The 23,704-nt window shown below is 53.8% G+C and carries 24 protein-coding genes; 19 read left to right on the forward strand and 5 right to left on the reverse strand.

All coding sequences use genetic code 11. From position 1 onward, the window contains the following. Positions 1-125: 125 nt before the first annotated feature. Genes ACTVJH_RS11720 through ACTVJH_RS11730 form a run of 3 tightly spaced genes read right to left on the reverse strand, consistent with a single transcriptional unit; the run spans position 126 to position 2,193 of the window. Positions 126-626 (reverse strand): hypothetical protein, encoded by a 501-nt coding sequence (locus tag ACTVJH_RS11720; protein WP_455990842.1) that lies wholly within the window; start codon positions 624-626, stop codon positions 126-128. A 2-nt stretch (positions 627-628) separates the two neighbouring features. Next, complete coding sequence (locus ACTVJH_RS11725; RefSeq protein WP_455990845.1) at positions 629-1,504, reverse strand: phosphodiester glycosidase family protein; 876 nt, start codon at positions 1,502-1,504, stop codon at positions 629-631. Continuing rightward, complete coding sequence (locus tag ACTVJH_RS11730) at positions 1,501-2,193, reverse strand: class IV adenylate cyclase (RefSeq protein ID WP_455990848.1); 693 nt, start codon at positions 2,191-2,193, stop codon at positions 1,501-1,503. Before ACTVJH_RS11730 ends, ACTVJH_RS11725 begins: the two co-directional genes overlap by 4 nt. 212 nt (positions 2,194-2,405) lie before the next feature. Here ACTVJH_RS11730 and ACTVJH_RS11735 point away from each other — a divergent pair, with 212 nt between their 5' ends. The 18 genes from ACTVJH_RS11735 (at position 2,406) to ACTVJH_RS11820 (ending at position 19,423) form a co-directional block, all read left to right on the forward strand. Continuing rightward, on the forward strand, positions 2,406-2,570 hold the full coding sequence (locus ACTVJH_RS11735; protein WP_455990851.1) for a hypothetical protein: 165 nt from the start codon (positions 2,406-2,408) through the stop codon (positions 2,568-2,570). A 111-nt stretch (positions 2,571-2,681) separates the two neighbouring features. Then, positions 2,682-3,485, forward strand: coding sequence for a transporter substrate-binding domain-containing protein (locus ACTVJH_RS11740; protein ID WP_455990854.1), 804 nt, complete (start codon positions 2,682-2,684; stop codon positions 3,483-3,485). 123 nt (positions 3,486-3,608) lie between these two features. Then, positions 3,609-4,613, forward strand: a complete 1,005-nt coding sequence (locus ACTVJH_RS11745; RefSeq protein WP_455990857.1) for an amino acid ABC transporter permease — start codon at positions 3,609-3,611, stop codon at positions 4,611-4,613. Between the two features lie 2 nt (positions 4,614-4,615). Then, positions 4,616-5,347 carry an amino acid ABC transporter ATP-binding protein gene (locus ACTVJH_RS11750; RefSeq protein WP_455990860.1) on the forward strand — a complete coding sequence of 244 codons (732 nt, stop codon included), beginning with the start codon at positions 4,616-4,618 and terminating at the stop codon, positions 5,345-5,347. Positions 5,348-5,511: 164 nt separating this feature from the next. Then, positions 5,512-6,018, forward strand: coding sequence for a hypothetical protein (locus ACTVJH_RS11755; RefSeq protein WP_455990863.1), 507 nt, complete (start codon positions 5,512-5,514; stop codon positions 6,016-6,018). Between the two features lie 260 nt (positions 6,019-6,278). Beyond that, a complete protein-coding gene (locus tag ACTVJH_RS11760) occupies positions 6,279-7,400 on the forward strand; it encodes a branched-chain amino acid ABC transporter substrate-binding protein (protein ID WP_455990866.1) in 1,122 nt (373 codons plus the stop codon). A gap of 136 nt (positions 7,401-7,536) precedes the next feature. Continuing rightward, positions 7,537-8,439 (forward strand): branched-chain amino acid ABC transporter permease, encoded by a 903-nt coding sequence (locus ACTVJH_RS11765; protein ID WP_455990869.1) that lies wholly within the window; start codon positions 7,537-7,539, stop codon positions 8,437-8,439. Positions 8,440-8,473: 34 nt separating this feature from the next. Continuing rightward, positions 8,474-9,667: an ABC transporter permease subunit gene (locus tag ACTVJH_RS11770; RefSeq protein WP_455990872.1), complete on the forward strand. Its 1,194-nt coding sequence runs from the start codon at positions 8,474-8,476 to the stop codon at positions 9,665-9,667. 39 nt (positions 9,668-9,706) lie between these two features. Next, positions 9,707-10,507: an ABC transporter ATP-binding protein gene (locus tag ACTVJH_RS11775; protein ID WP_455990875.1), complete on the forward strand. Its 801-nt coding sequence runs from the start codon at positions 9,707-9,709 to the stop codon at positions 10,505-10,507. After that, a complete protein-coding gene (locus tag ACTVJH_RS11780) occupies positions 10,500-11,207 on the forward strand; it encodes an ABC transporter ATP-binding protein (protein ID WP_455990878.1) in 708 nt (235 codons plus the stop codon). The genes ACTVJH_RS11775 and ACTVJH_RS11780 overlap by 8 nt, the downstream gene beginning before the upstream one ends. 122 nt (positions 11,208-11,329) lie before the next feature. Then, positions 11,330-12,793 (forward strand): IMP dehydrogenase, encoded by a 1,464-nt coding sequence (gene guaB / locus ACTVJH_RS11785; RefSeq protein WP_455990881.1) that lies wholly within the window; start codon positions 11,330-11,332, stop codon positions 12,791-12,793. Positions 12,794-12,904: 111 nt separating this feature from the next. After that, complete coding sequence (gene guaA, locus ACTVJH_RS11790) at positions 12,905-14,452, forward strand: glutamine-hydrolyzing GMP synthase (RefSeq protein ID WP_455990884.1); 1,548 nt, start codon at positions 12,905-12,907, stop codon at positions 14,450-14,452. Positions 14,453-14,632: 180 nt separating this feature from the next. Beyond that, complete coding sequence (gene tatB / locus ACTVJH_RS11795; protein ID WP_455990887.1) at positions 14,633-14,965, forward strand: Sec-independent protein translocase protein TatB; 333 nt, start codon at positions 14,633-14,635, stop codon at positions 14,963-14,965. 90 nt (positions 14,966-15,055) lie between these two features. Next, entirely contained in the window at positions 15,056-15,811 is a 756-nt protein-coding gene (tatC, locus tag ACTVJH_RS11800) for a twin-arginine translocase subunit TatC (protein WP_455990946.1), read from the forward strand. 71 nt (positions 15,812-15,882) lie between these two features. Next, on the forward strand, positions 15,883-16,473 hold the full coding sequence (hisB, locus tag ACTVJH_RS11805) for an imidazoleglycerol-phosphate dehydratase HisB (RefSeq protein ID WP_455990890.1): 591 nt from the start codon (positions 15,883-15,885) through the stop codon (positions 16,471-16,473). Then, positions 16,470-17,111, forward strand: a complete 642-nt coding sequence (locus ACTVJH_RS11810) for a hypothetical protein (RefSeq protein ID WP_455990893.1) — start codon at positions 16,470-16,472, stop codon at positions 17,109-17,111. Before hisB ends, ACTVJH_RS11810 begins: the two co-directional genes overlap by 4 nt. Further along, positions 17,108-17,857, forward strand: a complete 750-nt coding sequence (hisA, locus tag ACTVJH_RS11815; RefSeq protein WP_455990896.1) for a 1-(5-phosphoribosyl)-5-[(5-phosphoribosylamino)methylideneamino]imidazole-4-carboxamide isomerase — start codon at positions 17,108-17,110, stop codon at positions 17,855-17,857. The genes ACTVJH_RS11810 and hisA overlap by 4 nt, the downstream gene beginning before the upstream one ends. An 81-nt stretch (positions 17,858-17,938) precedes the next feature. Then, positions 17,939-19,423 carry a UTP--glucose-1-phosphate uridylyltransferase gene (locus ACTVJH_RS11820; protein WP_455990899.1) on the forward strand — a complete coding sequence of 495 codons (1,485 nt, stop codon included), beginning with the start codon at positions 17,939-17,941 and terminating at the stop codon, positions 19,421-19,423. Between the two features lie 182 nt (positions 19,424-19,605). On the opposite strand, the gene ACTVJH_RS11825 is transcribed toward ACTVJH_RS11820, so the two are convergent. Together ACTVJH_RS11825 and ACTVJH_RS11830 are read right to left on the reverse strand one after the other, a co-directional pair. Then, on the reverse strand, positions 19,606-22,059 hold the full coding sequence (locus ACTVJH_RS11825) for a Lon protease family protein (RefSeq protein WP_455990902.1): 2,454 nt from the start codon (positions 22,057-22,059) through the stop codon (positions 19,606-19,608). A 66-nt stretch (positions 22,060-22,125) separates the two neighbouring features. Continuing rightward, positions 22,126-22,557, reverse strand: a complete 432-nt coding sequence (locus ACTVJH_RS11830; RefSeq protein WP_455990905.1) for an Hsp20/alpha crystallin family protein — start codon at positions 22,555-22,557, stop codon at positions 22,126-22,128. A gap of 103 nt (positions 22,558-22,660) precedes the next feature. Here ACTVJH_RS11830 and ACTVJH_RS11835 point away from each other — a divergent pair, with 103 nt between their 5' ends. Further along, positions 22,661-23,581: a deoxyribonuclease IV gene (locus ACTVJH_RS11835; protein ID WP_455990908.1), complete on the forward strand. Its 921-nt coding sequence runs from the start codon at positions 22,661-22,663 to the stop codon at positions 23,579-23,581. The last annotated feature ends 123 nt before the right edge of the window (positions 23,582-23,704 follow it).

Below are 23,704 nucleotides of genomic sequence, written 5' to 3' on the forward strand. Positions count from 1 at the left end.
GATCCCGGCCTGCGCCGGGATGACGGTGAAGGTTGATAATTTCTCAACAAAAGCAAAAGAGAAAAGGCCGCATTCCCGGAAAACAGGGAATGCGGCCTTGTGGTGTGGCGGGAATAATCGAGAAACTATTGATCGTCCGTTTTTGCCTCGACCAGGGGTTTGTGGCGGCTCAGGTCGTAGAGTCCTCTGATGGGGAAAGGCAGGGTGTAGTTGGGGATTTTGTCCAATTTGATGGTCCCGATGGTCTTTCCCTCGGAAAAAGAGGACAGGGGGACCAGCCCTTTTGGAATGGGGAATCCCAGAGGCGCGGCCGTGAGTTTGGTCAACCTGGAGGCATAGCGGTTGGCGAGATAGTCGATGACCTGATCCCGCTCTTTCCTGGTGAAGGCCTCCAGGAGAACCTTTTTACTCCCCTCGGGATCGACTGACTGACCGTCCTTACGCTCGATGGTTCCCCCGAGAAGTTTGTCCCATTCGTAATCGTTCATTTCAGCCTTGTCCCAGTTTGAGCGGTACAGATGGACCTCGACATCTCTGCGCCCCTTGAAGGTGCGGATGACCATGGAAAGAACATAGCCGCGTTCAGCGGGCAGTGGCTGGTTGGGTTCGATTGAATCTATGTGCATGATTATTCTCCTGTAGCGTTGGTTTCCAGGGGTTCGATGCCGATAATGTTGGGAATGGGCCACAATCGTTCGCTGATGGTTCCAAGGAGGGGATTTTCATACTGTCCCATCCACGAACGGCGTTTATTTTCCAGGTTCAGGTACATGGCGGCTTCGGGCCCTCCCTCGACATACATAGCCCCTGCCAGGTCCATGGGCAAGTCGAGAAGGGCTTCGTTAAAGGCATGGACTGTCAGGGGAGTCTGGCAATGGATGAAAAGAACATTGCCCGCATTGTCCATGGCTATGGCGGCGATGCTGTGTTCCTTGGCATTTTCAGGCCAGAGATTGGCTCCTGCCGGACTGATCAGCCGAAAATTTTGGATGACCGTATCATATCTGGTGATCAGGGTACGCCAATCATCTTTTTTCCGGTCGATGATCCTGACGGCAGGCAGAGACGGGTCTTTGGGGTCAAAGACGAAAAATGCTCCGAAACGGGGGTTGATATATCCGTTGTTCACCAATCCCCGGGTTTTCATGTACCCGGTGCTTTGCTGTCTGTCCTCCCGGTACATGCTCGCATTGATGGCTGCCACAAGCTGTTTTTCACGACACCATTCTTCGAGTGTGGCGACCTTGGTGAATCGGGTTTTCTGAGTTATCAGCCTGAAGGAAAACAGGGCCGGATCGATCCTGAGCACCGCGATCGTTGGTGGCGGAGAACTGATTGAAGGGACCTCAAACGAGGCTTCCTCCAGTCCCGGAACAAGCGTTTCCCACGCACAGGCCTGGCCAGGGTGAAGGCCGATGAGGATGATGAACAGGACCGCCACGGATCCCTTCCGGGGAATAGTGACGCTGAAGATGGTCATCAAGGAGCGGCAAAACGTGGTCATGGTACATCAATCCCCAATTGATGACCGTACAGGGACCGTTTCCGCTGGGAGAAAACAAAGCTGTCATCGGGAGGAAGTCCCATGGTCACCAGGTACTCTTGAAAGAGTCGATGGTAGGTGGCACTGGTTGCAGTGGACGGATCAAGCCCCAGAAGTTTCGCTGTTTCAAAAATATCCCGACCTGTTCCCTCGATTTCCACAAACGACCCAAAGCAGAGAATATCCAGACATACCCTGGTCTTCGCAACCTGCCAGGTGGATCTGAATTTTTCATATTCCAGGATTTTTTCATATCCCAATCCCTGAAGAATGGCGGCCATGGAATCTTTGTCCTCGACCCTGCATTCACGTTCTTCAAGCTGTTTGAGGCCGGGAATGTTCGTCAGGGTGTCAAGAGGGAGCTTCAGGGTCACGGTGGTGACCAGGGCCTTGCGCAGACGTAAAAGCACGCCCTTGGCGAGCAGATCCCTGTTCTGGGAGTCATGGACCTGATTCGCCTCAAAATACCATGGGGCTATGGGATCACCATGGTGCTGCAGGTTCATTTCCACCAGGGAAAAATCCCGAACCGGGAATTTGGCTTCTGTTTCAAGAGTCATGATCCTGCCCAACCTTCTTGGAAGACGTATTTTTTTTCCGATCCTCTTGTCAATGGTCTGGCCATAGATGGCAGGGCGATGTGTTCTCATGGCCGACTCACCCCGCATGGGCAAGATGTCAGGCAACGGCTCGATAAACGATGCCTGCTTGGTTCAGACAGTCAAGCCGCCTGAAACGGGGCAAACCGGCCATGAGATTTCACTCGCCTGGAAGGGAACGAAACCGCCCTGCAGGCTTCCCTCTTCTTTCTTGTGTTTTTACCCGTGAGAGTATAACTAGCTTTTTTTTCAAAGAGGACATCATGGACTTTTTCAAAAATCGATACAAGCGTGAGGCCGTGGAAGTTGTTTGCCCTGTCTGCAAGCATTCCCAGATTGTCTATTTTCCGGAAGAGGAAATGCCACTTTGTCCCAAATGCAAGAAGAAGATGATTGTCAAGGAAGTGCTTACCGAAGGCAAGTATTGAACACCCAGGAGCTCTCTTGCGTCCAGTGATGCAGGGAATGCCTCGAGGAAGGTCATGCAGCCGGTTCGTCATACAATTGATTTCTCGTCAACTCAATGGAGGAAGATCAGGATGTCTAAAAAGATTATTTTGCTGCTGGTTGGATTGTGTCTGATGCTCACCCAGGGAACGGCCCTTGCCGGCGATTCGGCATTGGATACCATCCAGAAGAACGGTGAGCTCAGGGTTGGATTTGATTCAGGCTACATCCCCTTTGAGATGACCTCCAAAAAGGGGAGGTTCATCGGTTTTGATATCGACCTCGCCAAGGCCATGGCCAAGGCCATGAAGGTCAAATTCGTCCCTGTGAACACGGATTTCGACGGGATCATTCCCGCCCTGCTGACCAACAAGTTCGATATCATCATCAGTGGAATGACCGCAACCCAGGAGCGCAATCTCCAGATCAATTTTGCCGATCCCTATTTTTACGCCGGTCAGGCTGTTCTCATGAACAGCAAGCACAAAGGCACGATCACCTCGTACAGGCAATTCAACGATCCCAAGTTCAAGATCGTTTCCAAGCTCGGAACCACCGGTGAAATGGCCGTGAAGCGTCTTCTGCCCAAGGCTCAGTACAAGAGCTTTGAAAAGGAAGCCGATGCCGCCCTCGAGGTGATGAATGGCAATGCCGACGCCTATATCTATGATTATCCTGTTCTCAAGCAGATCATGCAGAAACAGGGCTCCAACAATCTCGTCATGCTCGAGGAGCGGTTCACCTATGAACCCCTGGCCTTTGGCATCAAACGCGGTGATCCTGATTTTCTGAACTGGCTGAATAATTTCATGCGTCAGATCAGAAACGACGGCACCTACGACCGGATTTTCACCAAGTGGTTTGAAAGCAAGGATTGGTACGAGGACGTTGAATAACTCCATTTCATCGTTGTCCTTGCGCTGAGCGCATGTGAGGTCAGGGATGGGGCAGGCACACTGTCTCGTCCCTGACCCTGTTTTTGATACGGGTGTATTTCCCATAAGCAGCAGGTGGTTTGTATGGCGGTATTTTCCGGGCTCGATCGTCCTCGCGGGAAGGCGTATACATATATCTGGACCGGGGTGTTTTTTTTCCTTCTCGTGACGGGCTGCTGGCTCATGTACGTGGCCTCGCAGTCGGTGGACTATACATGGCGATGGTATAGGGTACCCCAGTATTTCTACTATACAGAAACCGTGGACGTCCGATCGGAAATCGAGGGCGAAGTCGCCTCGATCAGCTCCCAGGGAAGCGATGTGATCATCGAGGTTCAGGGATACGGGGAAACCCTTTCCTATGAACTGCCCCAAGGGGAGCCCCTTTTGGATAAAGGGGATTTCGTGAGCATGGGAGATGTGCTCGGAACCTATGAGCAAGGCAGTCCGGGGGTTCTTCTGACCGGCCTGTGGATGACCCTCAAGGTCAGCTTCCTGGCGATTATCATGGGTATTGTCATCGGGTTGTTGACCGGTCTGGCCCGGATTGCCGAAAATCCGGCCCTGCGATGGTCAGCCATCACCTATATTGAACTCATTCGTGGCTCACCCCTTCTGGTCCAGATCTTTCTCTGGTACTTTGTCATGGGGACGCTCATCAACACGGTGCTGACCAAGAACGGCATTCCCCAGATACCCTCCCTGTGGTTCGGGGTCATTTCCCTGGCTCTTTTTGCCGGGGCCTATATCGCTGAAATCGTTCGTGCCGGTATCCAGTCCGTGCATCATGGCCAGATGGAAGCGGCCCGATCGCTGGGGATGGATTATGCCCAGGCCATGCGCAAGGTCATCCTGCCCCAGGCGTTTCGGCGGATTCTACCTCCCCTGGCCGGGCAGTTCATCAGCCTGATCAAGGATTCCTCCCTGCTTGGGGTCATCGCCATCCGGGAATTGACCAAGGCAACACGGGAAACCGTCTCCACCTCGCTGCAGCCGTTTGAACTCTGGATTGTCTGTGCTGTGCTCTATCTGGTGCTGACATTTACATTGTCCATGTTTGTCCAATATCTTGAGCGCAGGGCCATCTGATTATGATACATGTCAAGAATCTGAATAAATATTTTTATGTCCCCCAGGAAATCCATGCCCTGCAGGATGTGAATGCGCATATCCATGAAGGGGAGGTGGTTGTGGTTATCGGCCCGTCCGGGTCCGGCAAGAGTACCTTTTTGCGCTGCCTGAACCGACTCGAGTATCCCCAGAGCGGAAGCATTGTCATCGACGAAATGGATATCCTGGAAAACAGGTGCAATATCAATCAGGTGCGGGCCGAAGTGGGCATGGTCTTCCAGTCCTTCAACCTTTTTCCCCACAAGACCGTGTTGGACAACCTGACCATGGCCCAGATGACCGTGCGCAAGCGAAGCCGAAACGAGGCGGAAGACAAGGCCATGCAGCTTTTGAAAAAGGTTGGAATAGCCGAAAAATACCATACCAAGCCGGACCAATTGTCCGGAGGTCAACAGCAGCGGGTGGCCATTGCCCGTGCCTTGTGCATGGACCCCAAGGTCATGCTTTTTGATGAACCCACATCGGCTCTCGATCCCGAGATGGTCGGCGAGGTTCTCGATGTCATGAAGACCTTGGCCAAATCCGGAATGACCATGGTCGTGGTCACCCATGAAATGGGATTCGCCCGGGAAGTCGCTGATCGGGTCATCTTCATGGATCAGGGCCAGATTCTGGAGGAGGGTACTCCGGAACATTTTTTTACAAACCCGGAAAACGACCGTACCAAGGATTTTTTGCGACAGATTTTATAATCGTGGAGACCGCATCACAATGCAACGATCATGAATCAAAAGGCCCGATCAGTCCCCGCCCGGGGAGTGCTCGGGCCTTTTGGCTGGTGACCGCGGCCGGCACGTCTGACAAACCTTGAAACACGCTGCTTCCGGGATCCACTCCAACATATTGGGGGATACGTATGAAAAGTCGCATCCACGAGCAACTCGCCCGAACCATCGAGGCCAAGAATGAAGAGGCCAAGGGACTGGCCCTTGAAGAGATCAAGGCCCTGAAAAAAGATCTTCTCGAGCTGGAAAAGGTGCTTGGCGGAAAAAAGAAGCATACCTCCATCGCCCTGATGGATATCACCTGCGGGGCCTTTGAGGTCTATAAAAACGCAGCCTTGATCTTCCAGAACATGGAAATGCTCGAGGCCCTGCAGCAGGGACGAGAAGAAGCCAAGATCGTCGATTACATGGAGAGGAGAGGGGCTCGACTGCTCAAAAAGCCGGAAGGCTGGCATTGGTTTTCTCCCCAGGGAGAGATGATTTTTCTTGGGGAGCCCGATGACCCGGTCAAGGCAGGTAACAAGCTCAAGTCGCTTGTCGCCAGAAAGTCCAGGAATACGTCGCGTCCCGGCAGGAAAAAGGCCGCTGGGGCCACGCCCCCACCCAAGGCTGACGCGGAATTACCCCCCAACGCCTAGGCGCGGGTGGTCGAATCCGGATTCTCTTTTGTGCAGAAAAGAACAATGTTTGTTCCCTGACCATCTTGGTCTATCCACGTACATCTTTTTTTCAGCAGGGCGACCGGTGTTGCTAATTGACACTTTTGTAGATTTCGGGATAACCGACCCTGTGGTTGCATGGACAGTATGAAGGTACGCCACACAAGGCAGGTCCGTCGGTCAATGCCGCGGATCGATGGGATGTATTCACATTCAGTCACATGTTAGGAGGGAGTACAATGAGACGTTCGATTCTGTTGCTGCTGTGCGCGGCTTTGCTTGCCCTTGGAAGCGGTCAGACAGTCCTGGCCGAAGATGTCATCAAGCTCGGCGTTGCCGGCTCTCACAGCGGTGACCTGGCCTCGTATGGTCTTCCAAGTCTCAATGCCGCCAAGCTGGTTGCCAAGAAGTACAACGCCAAGGGCGGCCTGCTCGGCAAGCAGGTTGTGGTCATTGCCCAGGACGACCAATGCAAACCCGAACTGGCCACCAATGCAGCCACCAAGCTGATTTCTGAAGATGTCGACGTGGTCATGGGTCATATCTGCAGTGGGGCCACCAAGGCTGCCATGGGTATCTACAAGGATGCCAATATCATTGCCATGTCACCTTCCGCAACCAACCCTCCCCTGACGCAGAGTGGAGACTATCCCAATTTTTTCAGGACCATCGCCTCGGATGATAACCAGGCTCGCGTGGAAACCGACTATGTCCTGAACGTCCTCGGTGCCAAGAAAATTGCCATCATTCATGACAAGGGCGACTACGGCAAGGGCTTTGCCACCTTTGTGCAGCAGTTTATCGAAGAAAGCGGCAAGGCAGAAGTGGTTCTTTTCGAAGGGGTTACCCCGGGTGCGGTGGACTATTCCGCCGTTGTCCAGAAAATGAGACGTTCCCGGCCGGATGCCGTTGTTTTCGGCGGGTATCACCCCGAGGCCTCCAAGATCGTTTCCACCATGCGCAAGAAGCGGATCGACAGCCCTTTTCTCTCCGAGGACGGAGTCAAGGACGACACCTTCATCAAGGTTGCCGGAAAGTATGCCGAGGGCGCCTATGCAACGGGTAACAAGGATGTTTCCAGCAATCCCCTCTACATAGAGGCCGTTGAAGAGCACCGGGCAGAGTTCGGAACCGATCCTGGTGCCTTTTTCCCCCAGGCCTATGCAGCCTGCGTTGCCTTGCTGAACGCTATTGAAACAGCTGGTTCCACCGACTCGGCAGCCATCGACAAGGCCCTGCGAACCACCTATGTCGACACCCCCATCGGCAAGATCAAGTTCGATGAACGCGGCGATGCAGAAGGGGTTGGCTTTTCGGTGTATCAGGTCCAGGATGGCCAATTCGTCGAGGTGACCAAGTAATCCTGACCTCTGCAAACAGCTTACAAATACGGGACGAACATGGTTCGTCCCGTATTTTACAATCCATGCCCAACGGATCGTGACCGGTTGACCTTCGGCCCGGTTTCACGTTCCACAACCAGCGCGACCGGTACTTATGGACTATTTTTGGGAACTCTTTTTCGGAGGGCTGACCAGAGGAAGCATTTACGCTCTGATTGCTCTTGGCTATACCATGGTCTATGGTATCATAGAGCTGATCAATTTTGCCCATGGCGAAATCTACATGATCGGCGCTTTCACAGGACTCATCGTCGCAGGTGTCCTCTCCATGGCCGGATTCAGCGGACTGTCACTGCTGGTTCTGGCCATTCTCATTGCCATTTTTTACGCGGCTGCCTACGGGTTTACCATCGAGAAGATTGCCTACAAGCCCCTTCGTGGCGCCAATCGTCTCGCACCGCTGATCAGTGCCATCGGCATGTCCATCTTTCTGCAGAATTACGTTCTTCTGGCCCAGACCTCGGACTTTCTTCCCTTTCCCGGTCTCATCCCGGAATTCGAATTCATGGAACCCTATGTCTGGTACCTGGGTTCATCCGATCTGGTGATCATCCTGACGACCATTGTCGTCATGATCGGCCTGACCTTTCTGATCAAGTTCAGCAAGATCGGCAAGGCCATGCGGGCTACCGCCCAGAACAAGAAGATGGCCATGCTCACCGGTGTGAATGTGGACAGGATCATCTCCACGACCTTTATCATCGGCTCGGGGCTAGCGGCCATAGGCGGTGTGCTCATTGCCACGCATATCGGCCAGATCAATTTCTACATCGGATTCATCGCTGGAATCAAGGCGTTCACTGCAGCCGTGCTCGGCGGGATCGGCAGCATTCCTGGTGCCGTGCTCGGCAGTCTGGTTCTCGGGTGGACGGAAAGTTTCGCCACCGGGTATATTTCCAGCGACTACGAGGACGTGTTCGCCTTCTGTCTCCTGGTTCTGATTCTGATTTTTAGACCTGCCGGCATTCTTGGACGATCCACGACCCAGAAAGTCTGATGCAGTCTCACCGTCAAATCCTGAAGGAAGAAGTATGTCCGGCTTGAAAAAATCTTTGCTTGTAGCCATCTGGTTCATGTTCCTGACCTTTCCCTTGATGGTCATCAGGGTGGACACCATTGAGAATACCATCCAATGGCGTTGGTTCAATCTGCTCTACATCGGGATCGGGGCGTTTGCCCTGTCCTTTGCATGGCGATTTATGATGGCCCGTAAGGAGCAGGGTGACGTGGCCGACGCCAATGGGAAAACCAGGACAACCTGGACCCAGCGCATCCTGACCGAACCCAAGATCTATCGTCCTGCCATGGGTGTTCTTTTTGCCTTGAGCGTGATTTTTCCCTTTGTTGGCGATACCTATCAGACCAACATCATGATTTCGGCCCTGATTTACGTTGTTCTCGGTCTTGGGTTGAATATCGTCGTGGGGTTGGCCGGTCTTCTCGATCTGGGATATGTGGCCTTTTACGCCGTCGGGGCCTATTCCTACGCGCTACTCAACTATCATTTCGGGTTTGGTTTCTGGACCGTGCTGCCCATTGGGGCCGGTCTCGGAGCCCTGCTGGGCATCATTCTCGGTTTTCCTGTCCTTCGTCTGCGCGGGGACTATCTGGCCATTGTCACCCTTGGTTTTGGAGAAATCATCCGGCTGGTTCTTGAGAACTGGAATGCATTTTCCTTCGGTCCCAGTGGAATCGCCAACATCCCCCGCCCCGGATTTTTTGGTATGGATCTGAGCATGGATTCGGCAACCCTTTATATCTACTATATCATGGTCGCCATGGTCATCTTTACCATTTTCGTGGTCAACCGGCTTCAGGATTCCCGGATCGGACGTGCCTGGATGGCCCTGCGCGAGGATGAGATCGCCTGTCAGGCCATGGGTATCGATCGGACCAGGACCAAGCTGACCGCCTTTGCCCTGGGTGCTACCTGGGCGGGAATGGTCGGCGTGGTTTTTGCGGCCAAGACCACGTTTATCAATCCGGCCAGTTTCACCTTCATGGAATCGGCGATTATTCTTTCCGTGGTCGTTCTCGGCGGCATGGGCTCCATTGTCGGGGTCATGCTGGCCGCGTTCATCCTCATCCTGTTGCCCGAATATCTGCGGGCCTTTTCCGAGTACAGGATGCTCATTTTCGGTGCGTCCATGGTCCTGATGATGGTTTTCAGACCCCAGGGACTCATTGCCAATGTTCGCAAGAAATATGCATACAAGCATTCATAAACAAACCTTTTTTTTCAAATCAAACATCATCCGACAAGCATGAGCACTCAAGCCTATCCCTTACTCGACGTATCCGATCTGACCATGGATTTTGGTGGATTGCGGGCCTTAAACAGTGTGGATCTCACTGTGGCATCTGGTGAGATCGTCGCCCTTATCGGCCCCAATGGGGCCGGAAAGACGACCTTTTTTAACTGTATCACAGGGATTTACAATCCCACCAAAGGGGACATCCACATCTCCCGCGACGGGGAGCATCGTCGTCGGATCAACGGATTGAAACCCAACAAGGTCACTGAACAGGGAATGGCCAGAACCTTTCAGAATATCAGGCTGTTTCCCAGCATGACCGTTTTGGAAAATGTCATTGTGGGCCGTCACTGCCGAACGCATGCAGGTATTTTAGGCGCGATCATGCGGAACAAAACCACACGCAAAGAGGAACAGGACACGGTTGACAGGAGTTATGAACTCCTGAAAAAGGTCGGCCTGCAGCAGGTTGCCGACGAACTGGCCATGAATCTGCCCTATGGGGCCCAGCGTCGGCTTGAGATTGCCAGGGCCATGGCCACGGACCCTTTTCTGCTCCTGCTCGATGAACCCGCTGCCGGGATGAACCCCCATGAGACATCCCAGCTTGGTGAATTGGTCCTGCGGATCCGGGATCGCGAAAAAATAGCCGTGCTGCTGATCGAACACGACATGAAGGTGGTCATGAGTCTGTCGGACAGAATCTATGTTGTTGAATACGGCCAGGGAATCGCCACGGGTACGCCCGACGAGGTGAGCAAGAATCCCAACGTGATCAAGGCCTATCTCGGGGAGGAGCACGATGCTTAAGATCGAGGGGATCAACACCTTTTACGGGAATATTCAGGCCCTCAAGGATGTGAGCATCGACATTGCCGAAGGTGAGATCATCACCCTGATCGGAGCCAACGGTGCCGGCAAGACCACTACCCTCATGTCCGTGTGCGGCGTGGTTCCAACCCGGTCCGGCCAGATCCTCTTCAATGGCCGGCCCATTCACAAACTCTCCCCTGACCGGATCGTGCCGCTGGGAATCTGCCAGGTTCCTGAGGGCCGGCTCATTTTTCCGTACATGACGGTCATGGAAAATCTGGATATGGGCGCGTATCTTCGCAAGGACAAGGAAGGGATAAAAAAGGATCTCGACTATGTCTTTGATCTTTTTCCCATTCTTTCTCAGCGTAAGAATCAGGCCGGCGGAACCTTGAGCGGTGGCGAGCAGCAGATGCTGGCTATTTCCCGAGCCCTGATGGCCCGTCCCAAACTGCTCCTCCTGGACGAACCTTCCCTGGGCCTGGCACCTCTGATCATCAAGCAGATTTTCGATATTATCGAGAAGATCAATGCTGAAAGCAACACCACTGTTTTTCTGGTCGAGCAGAATGCCAATCAGGCCCTCAAGGTCGCCCATCGAGGATATGTCATGGAAAACGGGGCGATCACATTGACAGATACCGCTTTGTCCCTGATGAACAATAACGAGGTGAAGCGAGCCTATCTCGGATTGTAGCGCGCTTGTTTGACCTTGTCATGTTTGTGGAATCAAACCTCTGGAGGATTTGAAGGTTTTTCGAATCCGTATTGCCAGAGGTTTTTCATAATATATACTATCAAGCAGATGGAGAATGCCCCATGGAAAAAATAGTCGGGACCGGACTCACATTTGATGATGTCCTGTTACTCCCAAAATACTCCGAAGTGCTCCCCGATCAGGTCGATTTGGCCACCTATCTGACTCCCTCCCTCAAGTTGAACATACCCATGATCAGTGCGGCCATGGATACGGTCACCGAGTCACGTATGGCCATTTCCCTGGCCAGAGCCGGTGGAATCGGGATCGTTCACAAGAATATGTCCATCGAGCGCCAGCGTCTCGAGGTGGAGAAGGTCAAGAAGTCGGAAAGCGGGATGATCGTGGATCCCATTGTCGTGGATCCCGATGAGCAGGTGGGCAAGGTACTCGATCTGATGACCGAGTTTCGCATCTCCGGATTGCCTGTTGTCCGGGATGGACAGCTTGTGGGGATCATCACCAACAGGGATGTTCGTTTTGTCACCAATATGACGACCACGGTCAAAGAGGTCATGACCAGCGAGAATTTGATCACTGTTCCCGTGGGCATTTCCCAGGACGAGGCCAAGCGGCTTCTGCACAAGAATCGTATTGAAAAGCTGCTTGTCGTGGATGATCAGAACAAACTCAAAGGGCTTTTGACCATCAAGGATATCGAAAAGGTCCGCAAATATCCCAATGCCTGTAAGGATACCCTTGGAAGACTTCGGGTCGGCGCGGCCATCGGAGTAGGTGCTGATCGCGACGACCGGGCCGCCGCCCTGATGGAGGCCGGTGTGGATGTGCTGGTGCTGGATTCAGCCCATGGTCATTCGGCCAATATCCTCAAGTCCGCTGCAGCCATCAAGACCACGTATCCCCATTGTCAGCTCATCGGCGGGAATATCGCCACCAGTGACGGGGCCAAGGCCCTCATGGATGCAGGGGTGGATGCCGTCAAGGTCGGTATTGGTCCGGGCTCCATCTGCACCACGCGGATGGTTGCCGGTGTGGGTGTTCCCCAGGTGACCGCGATCATGGAGGTTGTGGAGGTGTGTCATGCCCGGGGCACTCGGGTCATTGCAGACGGTGGGGTCAAATTTTCCGGCGACCTGGTCAAGGCCATTGCCTCGGGGGCCGATTCCGTGATGATGGGCAGTCTGTTCGCGGGAACCGACGAGAGTCCCGGCGAGGCCATCTTGTATCAGGGCCGTCGGTACAAGATCTATCGGGGCATGGGCTCCATCGATGCCATGCGCGAAGGCAGCAGCGACCGGTATTTTCAGGACAAGAAGGATTCTCACAAACTGGTTCCCGAGGGTATTGTCGGACGCGTTCCCTACAAGGGATCCGTGGTCGACAATATTGAACAGATGATTGGTGGACTTCGTTCGGGCATGGGATATCTCGGTTGTTCCGGCATACAGGATCTCCAGGAGAAATCACAATTTGTGCGTATCTCTCCAGCCGGTCTGCGGGAAAGTCATGTGCACGATGTGATCATCACCAAGGAAGCCCCGAACTACCGGATAGAATCCTACTGATTGTTGCAAGCGGGATAGGCAGGACTGCGTGCGGGCTCGGATTGTGCCGTGCACGCAGTTCACGAACACGCATAGAGGCGGCAATCTGCCGCGATGAAAGGACATTTAGGTATGGAACGACCAGATACCGTTATCATCCTCGACTTTGGTTCCCAATACACCCAGCTTATCGCCCGCAGGGTCCGTGAAGCAGGGGTTTACTCGGAGATCCATCCATGTACCATGGAATTGGATGCCCTCCGCGAGCTGGACCCCCAGGCGATTATTCTTTCCGGGGGGCCGGCATCGGTCACTGATCCCGATTCCCCGACCATCGATCAGGAAATCTTTGGCTGGGGCATACCCATTCTGGGTATCTGCTATGGGATGCAGCTTGCGGCCAAACTTCTTGGCGGAGAGATCGCCCCTGCCAGGGACCGGGAATACGGCCGCAGCGAAATTGAATTCTGCGAATCCTCTCCGCTTTGGGAGAATCTCGATCTGGACACCAAGCTCAAGGTCTGGATGTCCCACGGTGACAAGGTCCTTATGACCCCACCTGGATTCTCGGTAGTCGGAAAGACCGAGACCGTGGATGTCGCAGCCATGGCTGATGAGAAGCGTCAGATCTATTGTCTGCAATTTCATCCCGAGGTCATGCATACCGAGCGGGGTGACACCATTCTGGGCAACTTTCTTTTCCACATCGCCGGGCTCAAGGCCGAGTGGTCCATGGCCTCGTTTATCGATAGTGTCATTCCGGCCCTGCGCGATCAGATCGGGGACGCCCAGGTTGTCTGCGGCCTGAGTGGCGGCATTGACTCCACTGTGGTTGCGGCCCTGCTTCATCAGGCCATAGGCAAGCGGCTTCATTGTATCTTTGTGGATAACGGCCTGCTTAGAAAGAACGAGGCCGAAGAGGTCATCGGTTTTCTGCAGGAGCATTTCGATCTGAACCTCATCCACGTCAAGGCAGCCGATCTTTTCCTGAACCGCCTTGAAGGAATCAGCGACCCCGAGGAAAAACGCAAGATCATCGGGCACACCTTTATCGAGGTTTTCGACAAAGAGGCCAAGGCCATTCCCGGGGTGTCTTTTCTGGCCCAGGGAACCCTGTATCCCGATGTCATCGAGAGCGAATCCTTCAAAGGTCCCTCGGCAGTCATCAAGAGTCATCACAATGTGGGAGGGCTTCCGGAAACAATGAATCTTTCCCTGGTCGAACCCCTGCGTGAACTCTTCAAGGACGAGGTCCGCAAGGTCGCCCAGCAGCTTGGCATGCCTGACTCCATTGTCTGGCGGCATCCGTTTCCCGGGCCGGGGCTGGCCATCAGGATCATCGGTGAGATCACCAAGGAACGGCTGGATATTCTCAAGGATGCGGACAAGATCGTCACCTCGGAACTCAAGGCCACCAATTGGTATTACAAGGTCTGGCAGGGGTTTGCCGTATTGCTCCCCCTAAAGACCGTCGGGGTCATGGGAGATGAGCGAACCTACGAGAGCGTGATCGCCCTGCGTATCGTGGACAGCGTGGATGCCATGACCGCTGACTGGTCCAGGATTCCCTCGGAGGTGCTGGCCAGGATTTCCAATCGGATCATCAACGAGGTCAGGGGAGTCAATCGCGTGGTTTTGGACATTTCTTCCAAGCCACCGAGCACCATTGAGTGGGAGTAGAAAATCGGGCTGGAAAGACTGGTTTTTTGATCGGTAATTTTGTACACGTCAAAACCGCAGGATGTGGAGCATGCACCAACACCGGCGCAAGCGCCCCGGCCTGCGGTTTTGACGTCAGATTGTCTGATCCGTCCATGAATGGACGGATCTTCGGCCATCCACTTCAGCAACGGTTGGAACATGTTTGGAATAGGTACCACTGAAATACTCATAATTCTGGTCGTGGCCCTCATTGTCATTGGCCCCACGAAGCTTCCCGAGGTCGCCAAAACGCTTGGCAAGGCCCTGGGGGAATTCAAACGGATGAGTTCCGACGTCAAGCGAACCATCGATCTGGAGGCGGAACAGGCCGAAGAAGCCGCACGGACCAAGGCGGCGGACAAAGAGCTTTCTGCCCAAAAAAAGAGTGCTTCCTCAGAAGAAGCTGCGGCCAAGGCCAAGGCCGAGGTCGTTGACGATGAAGATGGTTCCAAGGACGTTGCGGACAGCGGTGCGACCGGCAAGGAGGCCTGATCCCTCATGGCTGAAGAACAAACGACCACAGCTTCCTCTTCGACCTCGACCGCAACGGAATCCGAACCCAAGACCGACAAGGGAGATGAGATGACCTTTACCGGTCATCTCAACGAGCTGAGAAAACGTCTGGTTCGGTGCATCGTTGCCGCGATCATCGGCTTTCTGGCATGTTATGCCTTTGCAGAGAGATTGTTTGATCTGCTCATGGCCCCGCTTATCAAGGTCCTTCCCCCTACAAGCACCCTTATTTTCACCTCCCTGCCCGAGGCCTTTTTCACCTATCTGAAGGTTGCTTTTGTGGCCGGTCTTTTTGCCGTCAGCCCGTATATCTTCTACCAGATATGGAAATTCGTGGCCCCGGGACTCTACGATACAGAACGCCGGTATTTCATCCCCATGGCGTTTTTTTCAGCCCTTTTTTTTGTCAGTGGGGCCCTGTTCGGCTATTTTGTCGTCTTTCCCTTCGGGTTCAAGTTCTTCATGGGCTTTGCCACGGAACTCATCCGGCCCATGCCCACCATCCGTGAATATCTCGGCTTTTCCCTGAAGTTGCTCATCGCCTTCGGGGTCATTTTCGAACTTCCCCTGTTCATCTTTTTTCTGGCCCGACTGGGCATGGTCACGGCCGACGGATTGAGAAAGAAACGCAAGTACGCAATCCTGTGTTCCTTTGTCGTTTCCGCCCTGCTCACCCCTCCGGATATCGTTTCCCAGACACTCATGGCCGGGCCTTTGATCATCCTGTACGAGCTGGGTATCTGGGTGGCCCACTTTTTCGGCAAGAAAAAGAAAAAGCCGGCCGAGGAAGAGGTGGAAGACAAGGATGTGGCCACCCGGGACTAGGGCGATCCCTTGAAAGGGTCTGAACGGCCGGATGGATATCTGCATGTTATCTCTGATTGAGGAAACCGACTATGAATATACGTTACGCGCATGTTGAACGGGTCACCAGCGAGACCACCATTGAAGTCGACTGCACCTTGGACGGATCCGGTAACTCGTCCATCAGAACAGGGTATGGTTTTGCCGACCATATGCTCGAATTGATGGGCTTCTGGGCCGGATTCGATCTGGAGATCCATTGCAAGGGAGATTACCATATCGATGCCCATCACAGCATCGAGGATATCGGTCTGGCCCTGGGAGAGGCCTTTTATGAGGCATTGGGTGACAAATCCGGGATCGTTCGGGTCGGTTGGGCCAAGATTCCCATGGACGAGGCCCTGACCGAGGTGCTGGTTGACATATCCGGCCGTCCCTACCTCGTGTACGAGGAAAAGGACCTGCCCCCCATCATAGCTGGTCAGGAAAAGGATCTCTGGAGGGAATTTTTCAAGTCCTTTGCCATGAAGGCCGGAATCAATCTGCATATTCACATCCTCTACGGAATGAATGGGCATCACATGCTTGAATCCGCGTTCAAAGGGATGGGTATGGCCCTGCGTCAGGGGGTATCTCGGACTGAAGGTGTTATCTTCAGCACCAAGGGGGTTCTGGATTCGTGAAAACTCTTTCAAGGATTGCCTGGGTTCTGACCCTTGTCCTGTTCGTTTGCTCCTGTGCTCCCAAGACGACCACACCGCCGATTCCGCCCGATGTCCGGCTGGCCGTGGCCGGTTCTTTCCAGCCCGCTCATGGCTGGGAACTCATGGCCGGTCATCTGCCGGAAGAAAGCAGTGCGGTTTCTCCCGAGGCGTTTGGTTTCATGGATAGGGAAATCGCCTCGCAATTGGCTCAGCGCAAGGAAGCAGCCCCGTTCATTGCTCCGGGTGTGGTCAGGCAGTGCCGGGAAATTTTACTGGCCAAACAGCAGCGGTCCAGGATTTCGGCCCTGTCTTTTTGGATGGATGTGGCCAGATGCATTCCTGCCGACTACCTGCTGGTGCCGTATGTGTTCCAATGGCAAAAACGACAGGGCAATGAATGGAGTGTCAAGCAGCCCGCAGGGTTGGTTTTTGATCTCTACCTGATCGATGTTGCCAGCGAGACGGTCAGACGGGCCCACTATGAAGAGGTGCAGCATTCCCTGAGCGAAAATATGCTCGATGCGGGAACATTTTTCAAACGCAAGGGCAAGTGGATCACTGCCGAACAGATGGCCAGGGAAGGAGTGGCCAAGTGTCTCGAGGAGCTCGGATTATGATTTTGTTTCCAGCGGTGGATATCAAGGACGGACAATGTGTGCGTCTCAAACAGGGGGTCGAGGATCAGGTCACGGTGTTTTCCCCGAATCCGGCGAGCATGGCCCGTCAATGGGTCGAGATGGGGGCCACGTGGCTCCATGTGATCGATCTGGACGGTGCTTTTAGTGGGCGCCCCAAGAATTTCGAGCTGATCCGAGAGATGTGTTCCCAGGTGGATATTCCGGTCCAGCTTGGTGGGGGGATTCGTGGCCTGGATGTGGCCAGGGCCTATCTGGATGCCGGTGTCACCCGTCTGATCATCGGGACCATGGCCCTTGAGGATCCCGAGATGTTCGAACAGGTCTGCACCGCCTTTCCCGGCAGAATCGGGGTTTCTCTGGACGCCCGTGACGGTGTGCTCAAGACCCGGGGATGGGTGGAGGATGCCGGAATGCGCGTTGCCGAGGTCGTTCCCCGACTGGAGCGTCAGGGTGCCGCTTTTTTCATCTACACGGATATTGCCAGGGATGGGATGCAGTCCGGAGTGAACGTGAAGGCCATGGAGGAACTGGTCGATCTGGCATCGGTTCCCGTGGTCGCTGCCGGGGGCATATCCACCCTTGCGGATGTCCAGGAACTCTATCCTCTTGCCAGACGCGGCTTGCAGGGCGTGATCACCGGCAAGGCCATCTATGCAGGGACCCTGGATGTTCGTGAGACCCTGGCCTGGCTGGCTGCGAGAAAATCAGAAAACGATCCATCGTGACACGGTGACGCAACTCCCGTGACCTTTGCGCTTCACGGTTTCGGGATCACCCGACAGGTTTCATCGCCGCAAGGAGGTTGTGTGAAAGAGAGCTCTCCCCTGATACGTTTTTTAAAGGTGAACGCCTTTGCCTCGTCGCAGAAGTTCAAGCCCTTCGAACTGAAGATGGAGGCCCACGGACTTCCTGATATCGTCATCAACGTGACCAAGTATTTTTATCACCAGCTGCTCAACGGTTCCTTGGGCAAACTGACTGAAGGGGATATTTCACCGGTTACCCCGGAAGAGATTCCGACCTATGAACAGGCCCGGGAATTCAGCGAGATCGGGGAAAAGGCCCTGGGCAAGCTGGCCATCATCAAACTCAATGGCGGTTCCGGGACCTCCATGGGACTTGAAAAAGCAAAAAGTCTCTTGCCGGTTCGCGGTGACCGGACCTTTGTGGACATTATTGTTCGTCAGGTCCTCAGGCTGCGAGAGAAGACCGGCAGAGAAATTCCCCTGGTCTTCATGAACAGCTTCCGGACCCATCTGGATACCATGCTGGCCATCGAGGGGTTTGACAACGGTTCCACTCAGGTCCCCCTGGCCTTTATCCAGCATAAATCTCCCAAGATCATGCAGGATGATCTTTCACCCGCTGTGTGGCCGCAGAATCCTGAACTGGAATGGAATCCGCCCGGACATGGGGATATCTATACCTCCATGGTCACTTCAGGCACTCTGCAAAAGCTCCTGGATGGAGGATTCGAGTACGCCTTCATCGCCAATTCGGACAATCTCGGAGCGGTGGTGGATCCGGCCATTTTCGGGTTCATGGTCAACAATGATCTTCCTTTTCTCATGGAAGTGGCTGACCGCACCATTTCGGACAAGAAGGGCGGGCACCTGTGCCGGATCAGGGAAAATGGTCGTCTGGCCCTGCGCGAGGTGGCCCAATGCCCGAGTGACGGAATGGATGATTTTCAGGATGTGAAAAAATATGGGTTTTTCAATACAAATTCAATCTGGGTCAACCTGAAGGTTCTGGAAAAGGTTTTTGTCTATCACGGGATGATGCCTCTGGATCTGATCGTCAATGAAAAGCATCTCGATCCCCGGGATGACAGTTCTCCCTGGATCTATCAGCTCGAGACCGCCATGGGCTCGGCCATCTCCTCGTTTCGTCATGCCCAGGTTCTGCATGTCCCCAGGACCAGGTTCGCCCCTGTCAAGACCTGCAATGACCTGCTCAATGTCATGTCGGACAATTTTGTGCTCTCGGACGACGAAACCATTGTTCCCAATCCCGAGAGAACCCTGGGCCCCATTTCCATCGATCTGGACAAGCGGTATTTTTTGAAGATCGATGATTTTCTGGACCGCTTTCCGCACGGAGCTCCGTCCCTGCTGCAATGCAGCTCACTCACCGTGGAAGGGGACATTGTCTTTGGCAAGAAAATCGTTCTCAAGGGAGATGTGGTCATTCGTAATCTGACCACGAACCAGATCGTGATCAACCAGGATGAGCTCGAGGACAAGGATTTCAATCTCTGCTTCAAGACCAGATACGTGACTACCTTCTGAAACGATCCGCACGCAATGAGTGTACAAAAAAAGCCCCGTAGATTACGGGGCTTTTTTTTGTACACTCATTGGTCTCAAATCGTTCGATTATTTGCACCATGCCGGAAACATCAGACCTGGAAGCCAACACGGATTGTCTGGTCCCCTTGATAGCTGGCAATCCGTTCTGATCGGGATCTGTTTCAGGTCGCTTGGGAGGGCGTCTGCATCTCTGAAACCCCAAATTTTTTAAGTCCTTCTGCCAGAGCGGCCAGCTTGGCATCCACGGCAAAATTGACGGTATCTTCAGGATAGCCACCGCCTTCTTTGCGTTCACCAGGGGTTTTGCCGGTGAGAATATGCATACCCTCGTCCACATGGGAAACCGCCCAGATGTGAAAATCTCCTTTTTCCACGGCCTCGACCACTTCATGACGGAGCATGAGATCTTTGACATTACTTAGGGGGATGATCACCCCTTGTTCGCCTGTTAGGCCCATATGCCTGCAGCAGGAATAAAAACCCTCGATTTTCTGGTTCACACCGCCTATGGCCTGGATTTCTCCCTTTTGGTTGATGGATCCGGTCACGGCAATGCCCTGGTTGATGGGGATTTCAGCCAGGCTCGAGAGCAGGGCGTATACCTCGGTGGAGGAGGCACTGTCTCCATCCACCCCTGAATAGCTCTGTTCAAAGGCTATGGACGCACTCATGGCCAAGGGCTTGTTCTGGGCATACTTCTCGCGCAGATAGCCGGACAGGATGAGCACCCCCTTGTTGTGGGTGGCACCGGAAAGATCGGCTTCCCGTTCAATATTGATGATCCCGGCCCTGCCCATGGACGTGGTCGCTGTGATCCGGCTCGGTTTGCCGAACATATAGTCTCCAAGGGCGTAAACGGCCAGACCGTTGACCTGGCCGACGACCTGGCCCGTGGTGTCGATCATGATCGATCCGCGATCGATCATCTCCTGAATTTTATTCTCGATCAGGTTGGAACGGTTGATTCGGGCGTCAATGGCTTTATGTACGTGAATGTCCGTGATCGTCTCGGCCTGATCCTGGATAGCGAAGTAATTCGCTTCCTGAATGAGGTCGCCAAGCAGGGGAAAGGTCGTGGCTAGTTTTTCCTGTCGACCGGCCATGCGCACGGCCTGTTCCACCAGGGAGCATACCCCGTTGCGGTCAACGTCCTTGAGATCGTGTCTATCGGTCTGGGAGCGGACAAAGGATGCCAGGGAGAGGATGGCGTTCTCTGTCCGGTCCATGCTTTGATCGAAGTCCGCCCTGACCTTGAAAATCTTGGCCATGTCTTCATCATAGGCCCGCAGCAGGGCATAGACTCGGCTGTTGGAGAGTACGATCACCTTGACATCCATGTCGATGGGCTCGGGTTTGAGTCCGGTGGTGGTGAAGAGATAGAAGGGGTCATAGGTCTCTATCTCCATTTTTCGACTCTTGAGGGCCCGCTTGAGGGCGGGCCAGACACCCGGCTCCATCAATGCGTCCATGAGATTGAAGATGAGATACCCGCCATTGGCCTTGACAAAGGAGCCCGCCTTGATCCTGCTGAAATCGGTTCGCCACATGCCGCTGCGATCCACGACCCGTTCGATGGATCCGAACAGATTCCGGTAGGTGGGATAGTTTTCCACAATGACCGGGACACCCTGCTGGTCCGTATGGTCCGTCAGCACATTGACCGTATACAGGGTGAACGGATCGCCCATGGGCATCATGGCCTGGACCATCAAAGATTCCTTGGAGGCCGGTTGGAAAATGCGCATGTTTTCAAGCATGTCATCAATCATTCCCGACAGATAGTTCTCAAGGATATCGGAATCATAGGACTTGATCAGATGATCCATGTGTTCACGGGCCAGATTGGTGAACATGATCTGATCGACCTTTTTGTTTTTTGCCTGGATTTCCTTTTGCAGCTCCCGGATATCCACAAAGGTGGCATCGATCTGTTGACGGATTTCCTGATAGTCTTTTTTGAGCTTTGCCAATTCATCTTTGGGGAAACGTCCTTTTTCCGCCATCTGTTCCACTTTGACCAGAGGCATGGGCTCGCCGTCTACCAGGGGCATGACGTCAGGAGGGTGTCCCTGTCTTCCCTGAATGGTCACCAGAGCGAACCCGGCCTCTTTGACCTTTTTTTCTAGGTCCATGAAAAAACGGGTTGTTTTTTTCTCATAGGCCTCGCTGATCTCGCTTTTCCGGTTGATATATTCCTGGCTCTCAAAGAGCTGGGGAACCTCTTTTTTCAGGGTTTCGACCAGGTTGCGCATGTCTTTTTTGAGCTGCTGTCCCTTGCCCGGTGCAAGACGGAGCAGGACCGGTGCTTCGGGATGTTCGAAGTTGTGGAGATAGCAGAGGTCATCGGGTACCCTGGGCGCCTTGGCGGCCACATCGTGTACGAGCTGTTTGACCGTATCCATGCGGCCGGTTCCGGCCTGGCCGGTAACAAAAATATTGTAACCGGAATTGCGCATGCCGATACCAAAGGACAATGCCTCCACAGCCCTGTCCTGGCCCAGGATGGTTGTCAGCGGGTCGATTTCACCCGTGTCGGCAAAGGGAAGACTGGCCGGGTCCATGCGCCATCTGAGATCGGAAATGGATAGCTCGAAAGAGGTGGGGTGTTCGCTCATACCGGTTCTCCTTGATGCAATGTCGCTTTGGGTTCCTTGATCGCGTGTCATTCACACGCGACGTGTCTATGACGTGATGCTGACCTGGATTTTTTGTCGTTCCGGTGTTGTTTTTCTGGGCAGGGTAATCATCAGGGTCCCTTCCTGGTAGGTTGCCTTGATGCCATCCTGCAGGATGTTCCCGGAGAGGTTGACCCGGGAGGAAAACTTCTGGGTGGCAGGCCCGTGTAAACTGGATGGCGGCAGATTCTGTTCTCCCTGGATGATCAGATCGTGATTGATCAGAATCACCTCGAGGCTCCGGGTGCACAGGTTGGGAATATCCATCTTGACAATAAAGGATGCCTCGGTCTCAAAGGTGGTTATTCGAGGACTCCTGGCAAGAAGGTCGCGGTAGAAGGGGTGGCTGAAGTCCTGCATGAAGCTGGTCAGCAGCTCGTCCATGTCGTGTTTGATTTTTCGAAGCTCTTGATTTTTCCAAAGGATCAGGTCAGACATGTCGTTCCTCCGTATGACCGGGTCGATGAAAGATGATCTCGATGTTTCCATACACCCTGTTTTCTCTGTTGACCATGATTATGTTTCCCGCAGGCTCCTGTTCATGCCAAGAAAAACGACAGCTACACAACGCGTGCCGGTTGCACCGGTTTTTCCAAAACGATGTGTGGGCTCGCACATGTCTGTTTCCGGAGGGCTCGCCCTTGCCTTTGAACGCATCCGGCAGGTCGGGGGAACCGCGTTGCAGATTTTTTCCCGCAATCAACGGCAATGGAAGATTCCGCCCCTCGACCCCGAGACTGTGGCGGATTTTGCCCGAGAATGGAACGCATGGGGGCCCTACCCGGTTTTCATCCATGATTCCTATCTGATCAACCTTGCAGGCACGGACACGGAGAGGGTTGTGCGGTCCGTGAATAGTTTTGCCACGGAGTTGCAAAGGGCCGAGACCCTGGGGGTCGGCCATGTGATCACCCATCCCGGATCGCACCTGGGCGCGGGGGTGCGCAACGGGCTGGCCACCTATGTGAAGAATCTGGACCAAGCCCTTGAACAAAGCGAAACAGCGCAGGTAAACGTTCTTTTAGAGACCACGGCCGGCCAGGGGACGAACCTGGGTTCCCGTTTCGAAGAACTGGCATGCATCCTTGATGAGTCGAACCACACGGACAGGCTGGGAATCTGCTTTGACACCTGCCATGTGTTTGCCGCAGGATATGATCTGGCTACGCCCGAAGGGTACACGGCCACCTGTGATCGGTTGGATGCATTGGTTGGGCTGGACCGGATCGGCTGTTTTCATTTGAATGATTCGCTGTTTCCCTGTGGCGCCAAGCGTGATCGCCATGAACATATCGGCAGGGGATATATCGGCGAGAAAGGATTTGGTTTACTCATGCTCGATGCCAGGTTCCTCAAGATACCCATGATTCTTGAAACGCCCAAGGACAAGGACCTAACTATGGATCGGGTCAATCTCGCCCTGCTCAAGAGATTGGCTTTGGGAGACGGAGCGTCGACATAGTCGTGTATCCAGGTGGTGTGGCGTTTTTTTCTCGTCTGGATGTACTCAAATCGGAAGTGGTATCGAAAATGATTTTTTGAGGCATGATTGATTTGCAACAACGTAGAAGGGCAACGGGCAAAC

It is taken from the genome of Desulfoplanes sp. PS50 (assembly GCF_053851535.1).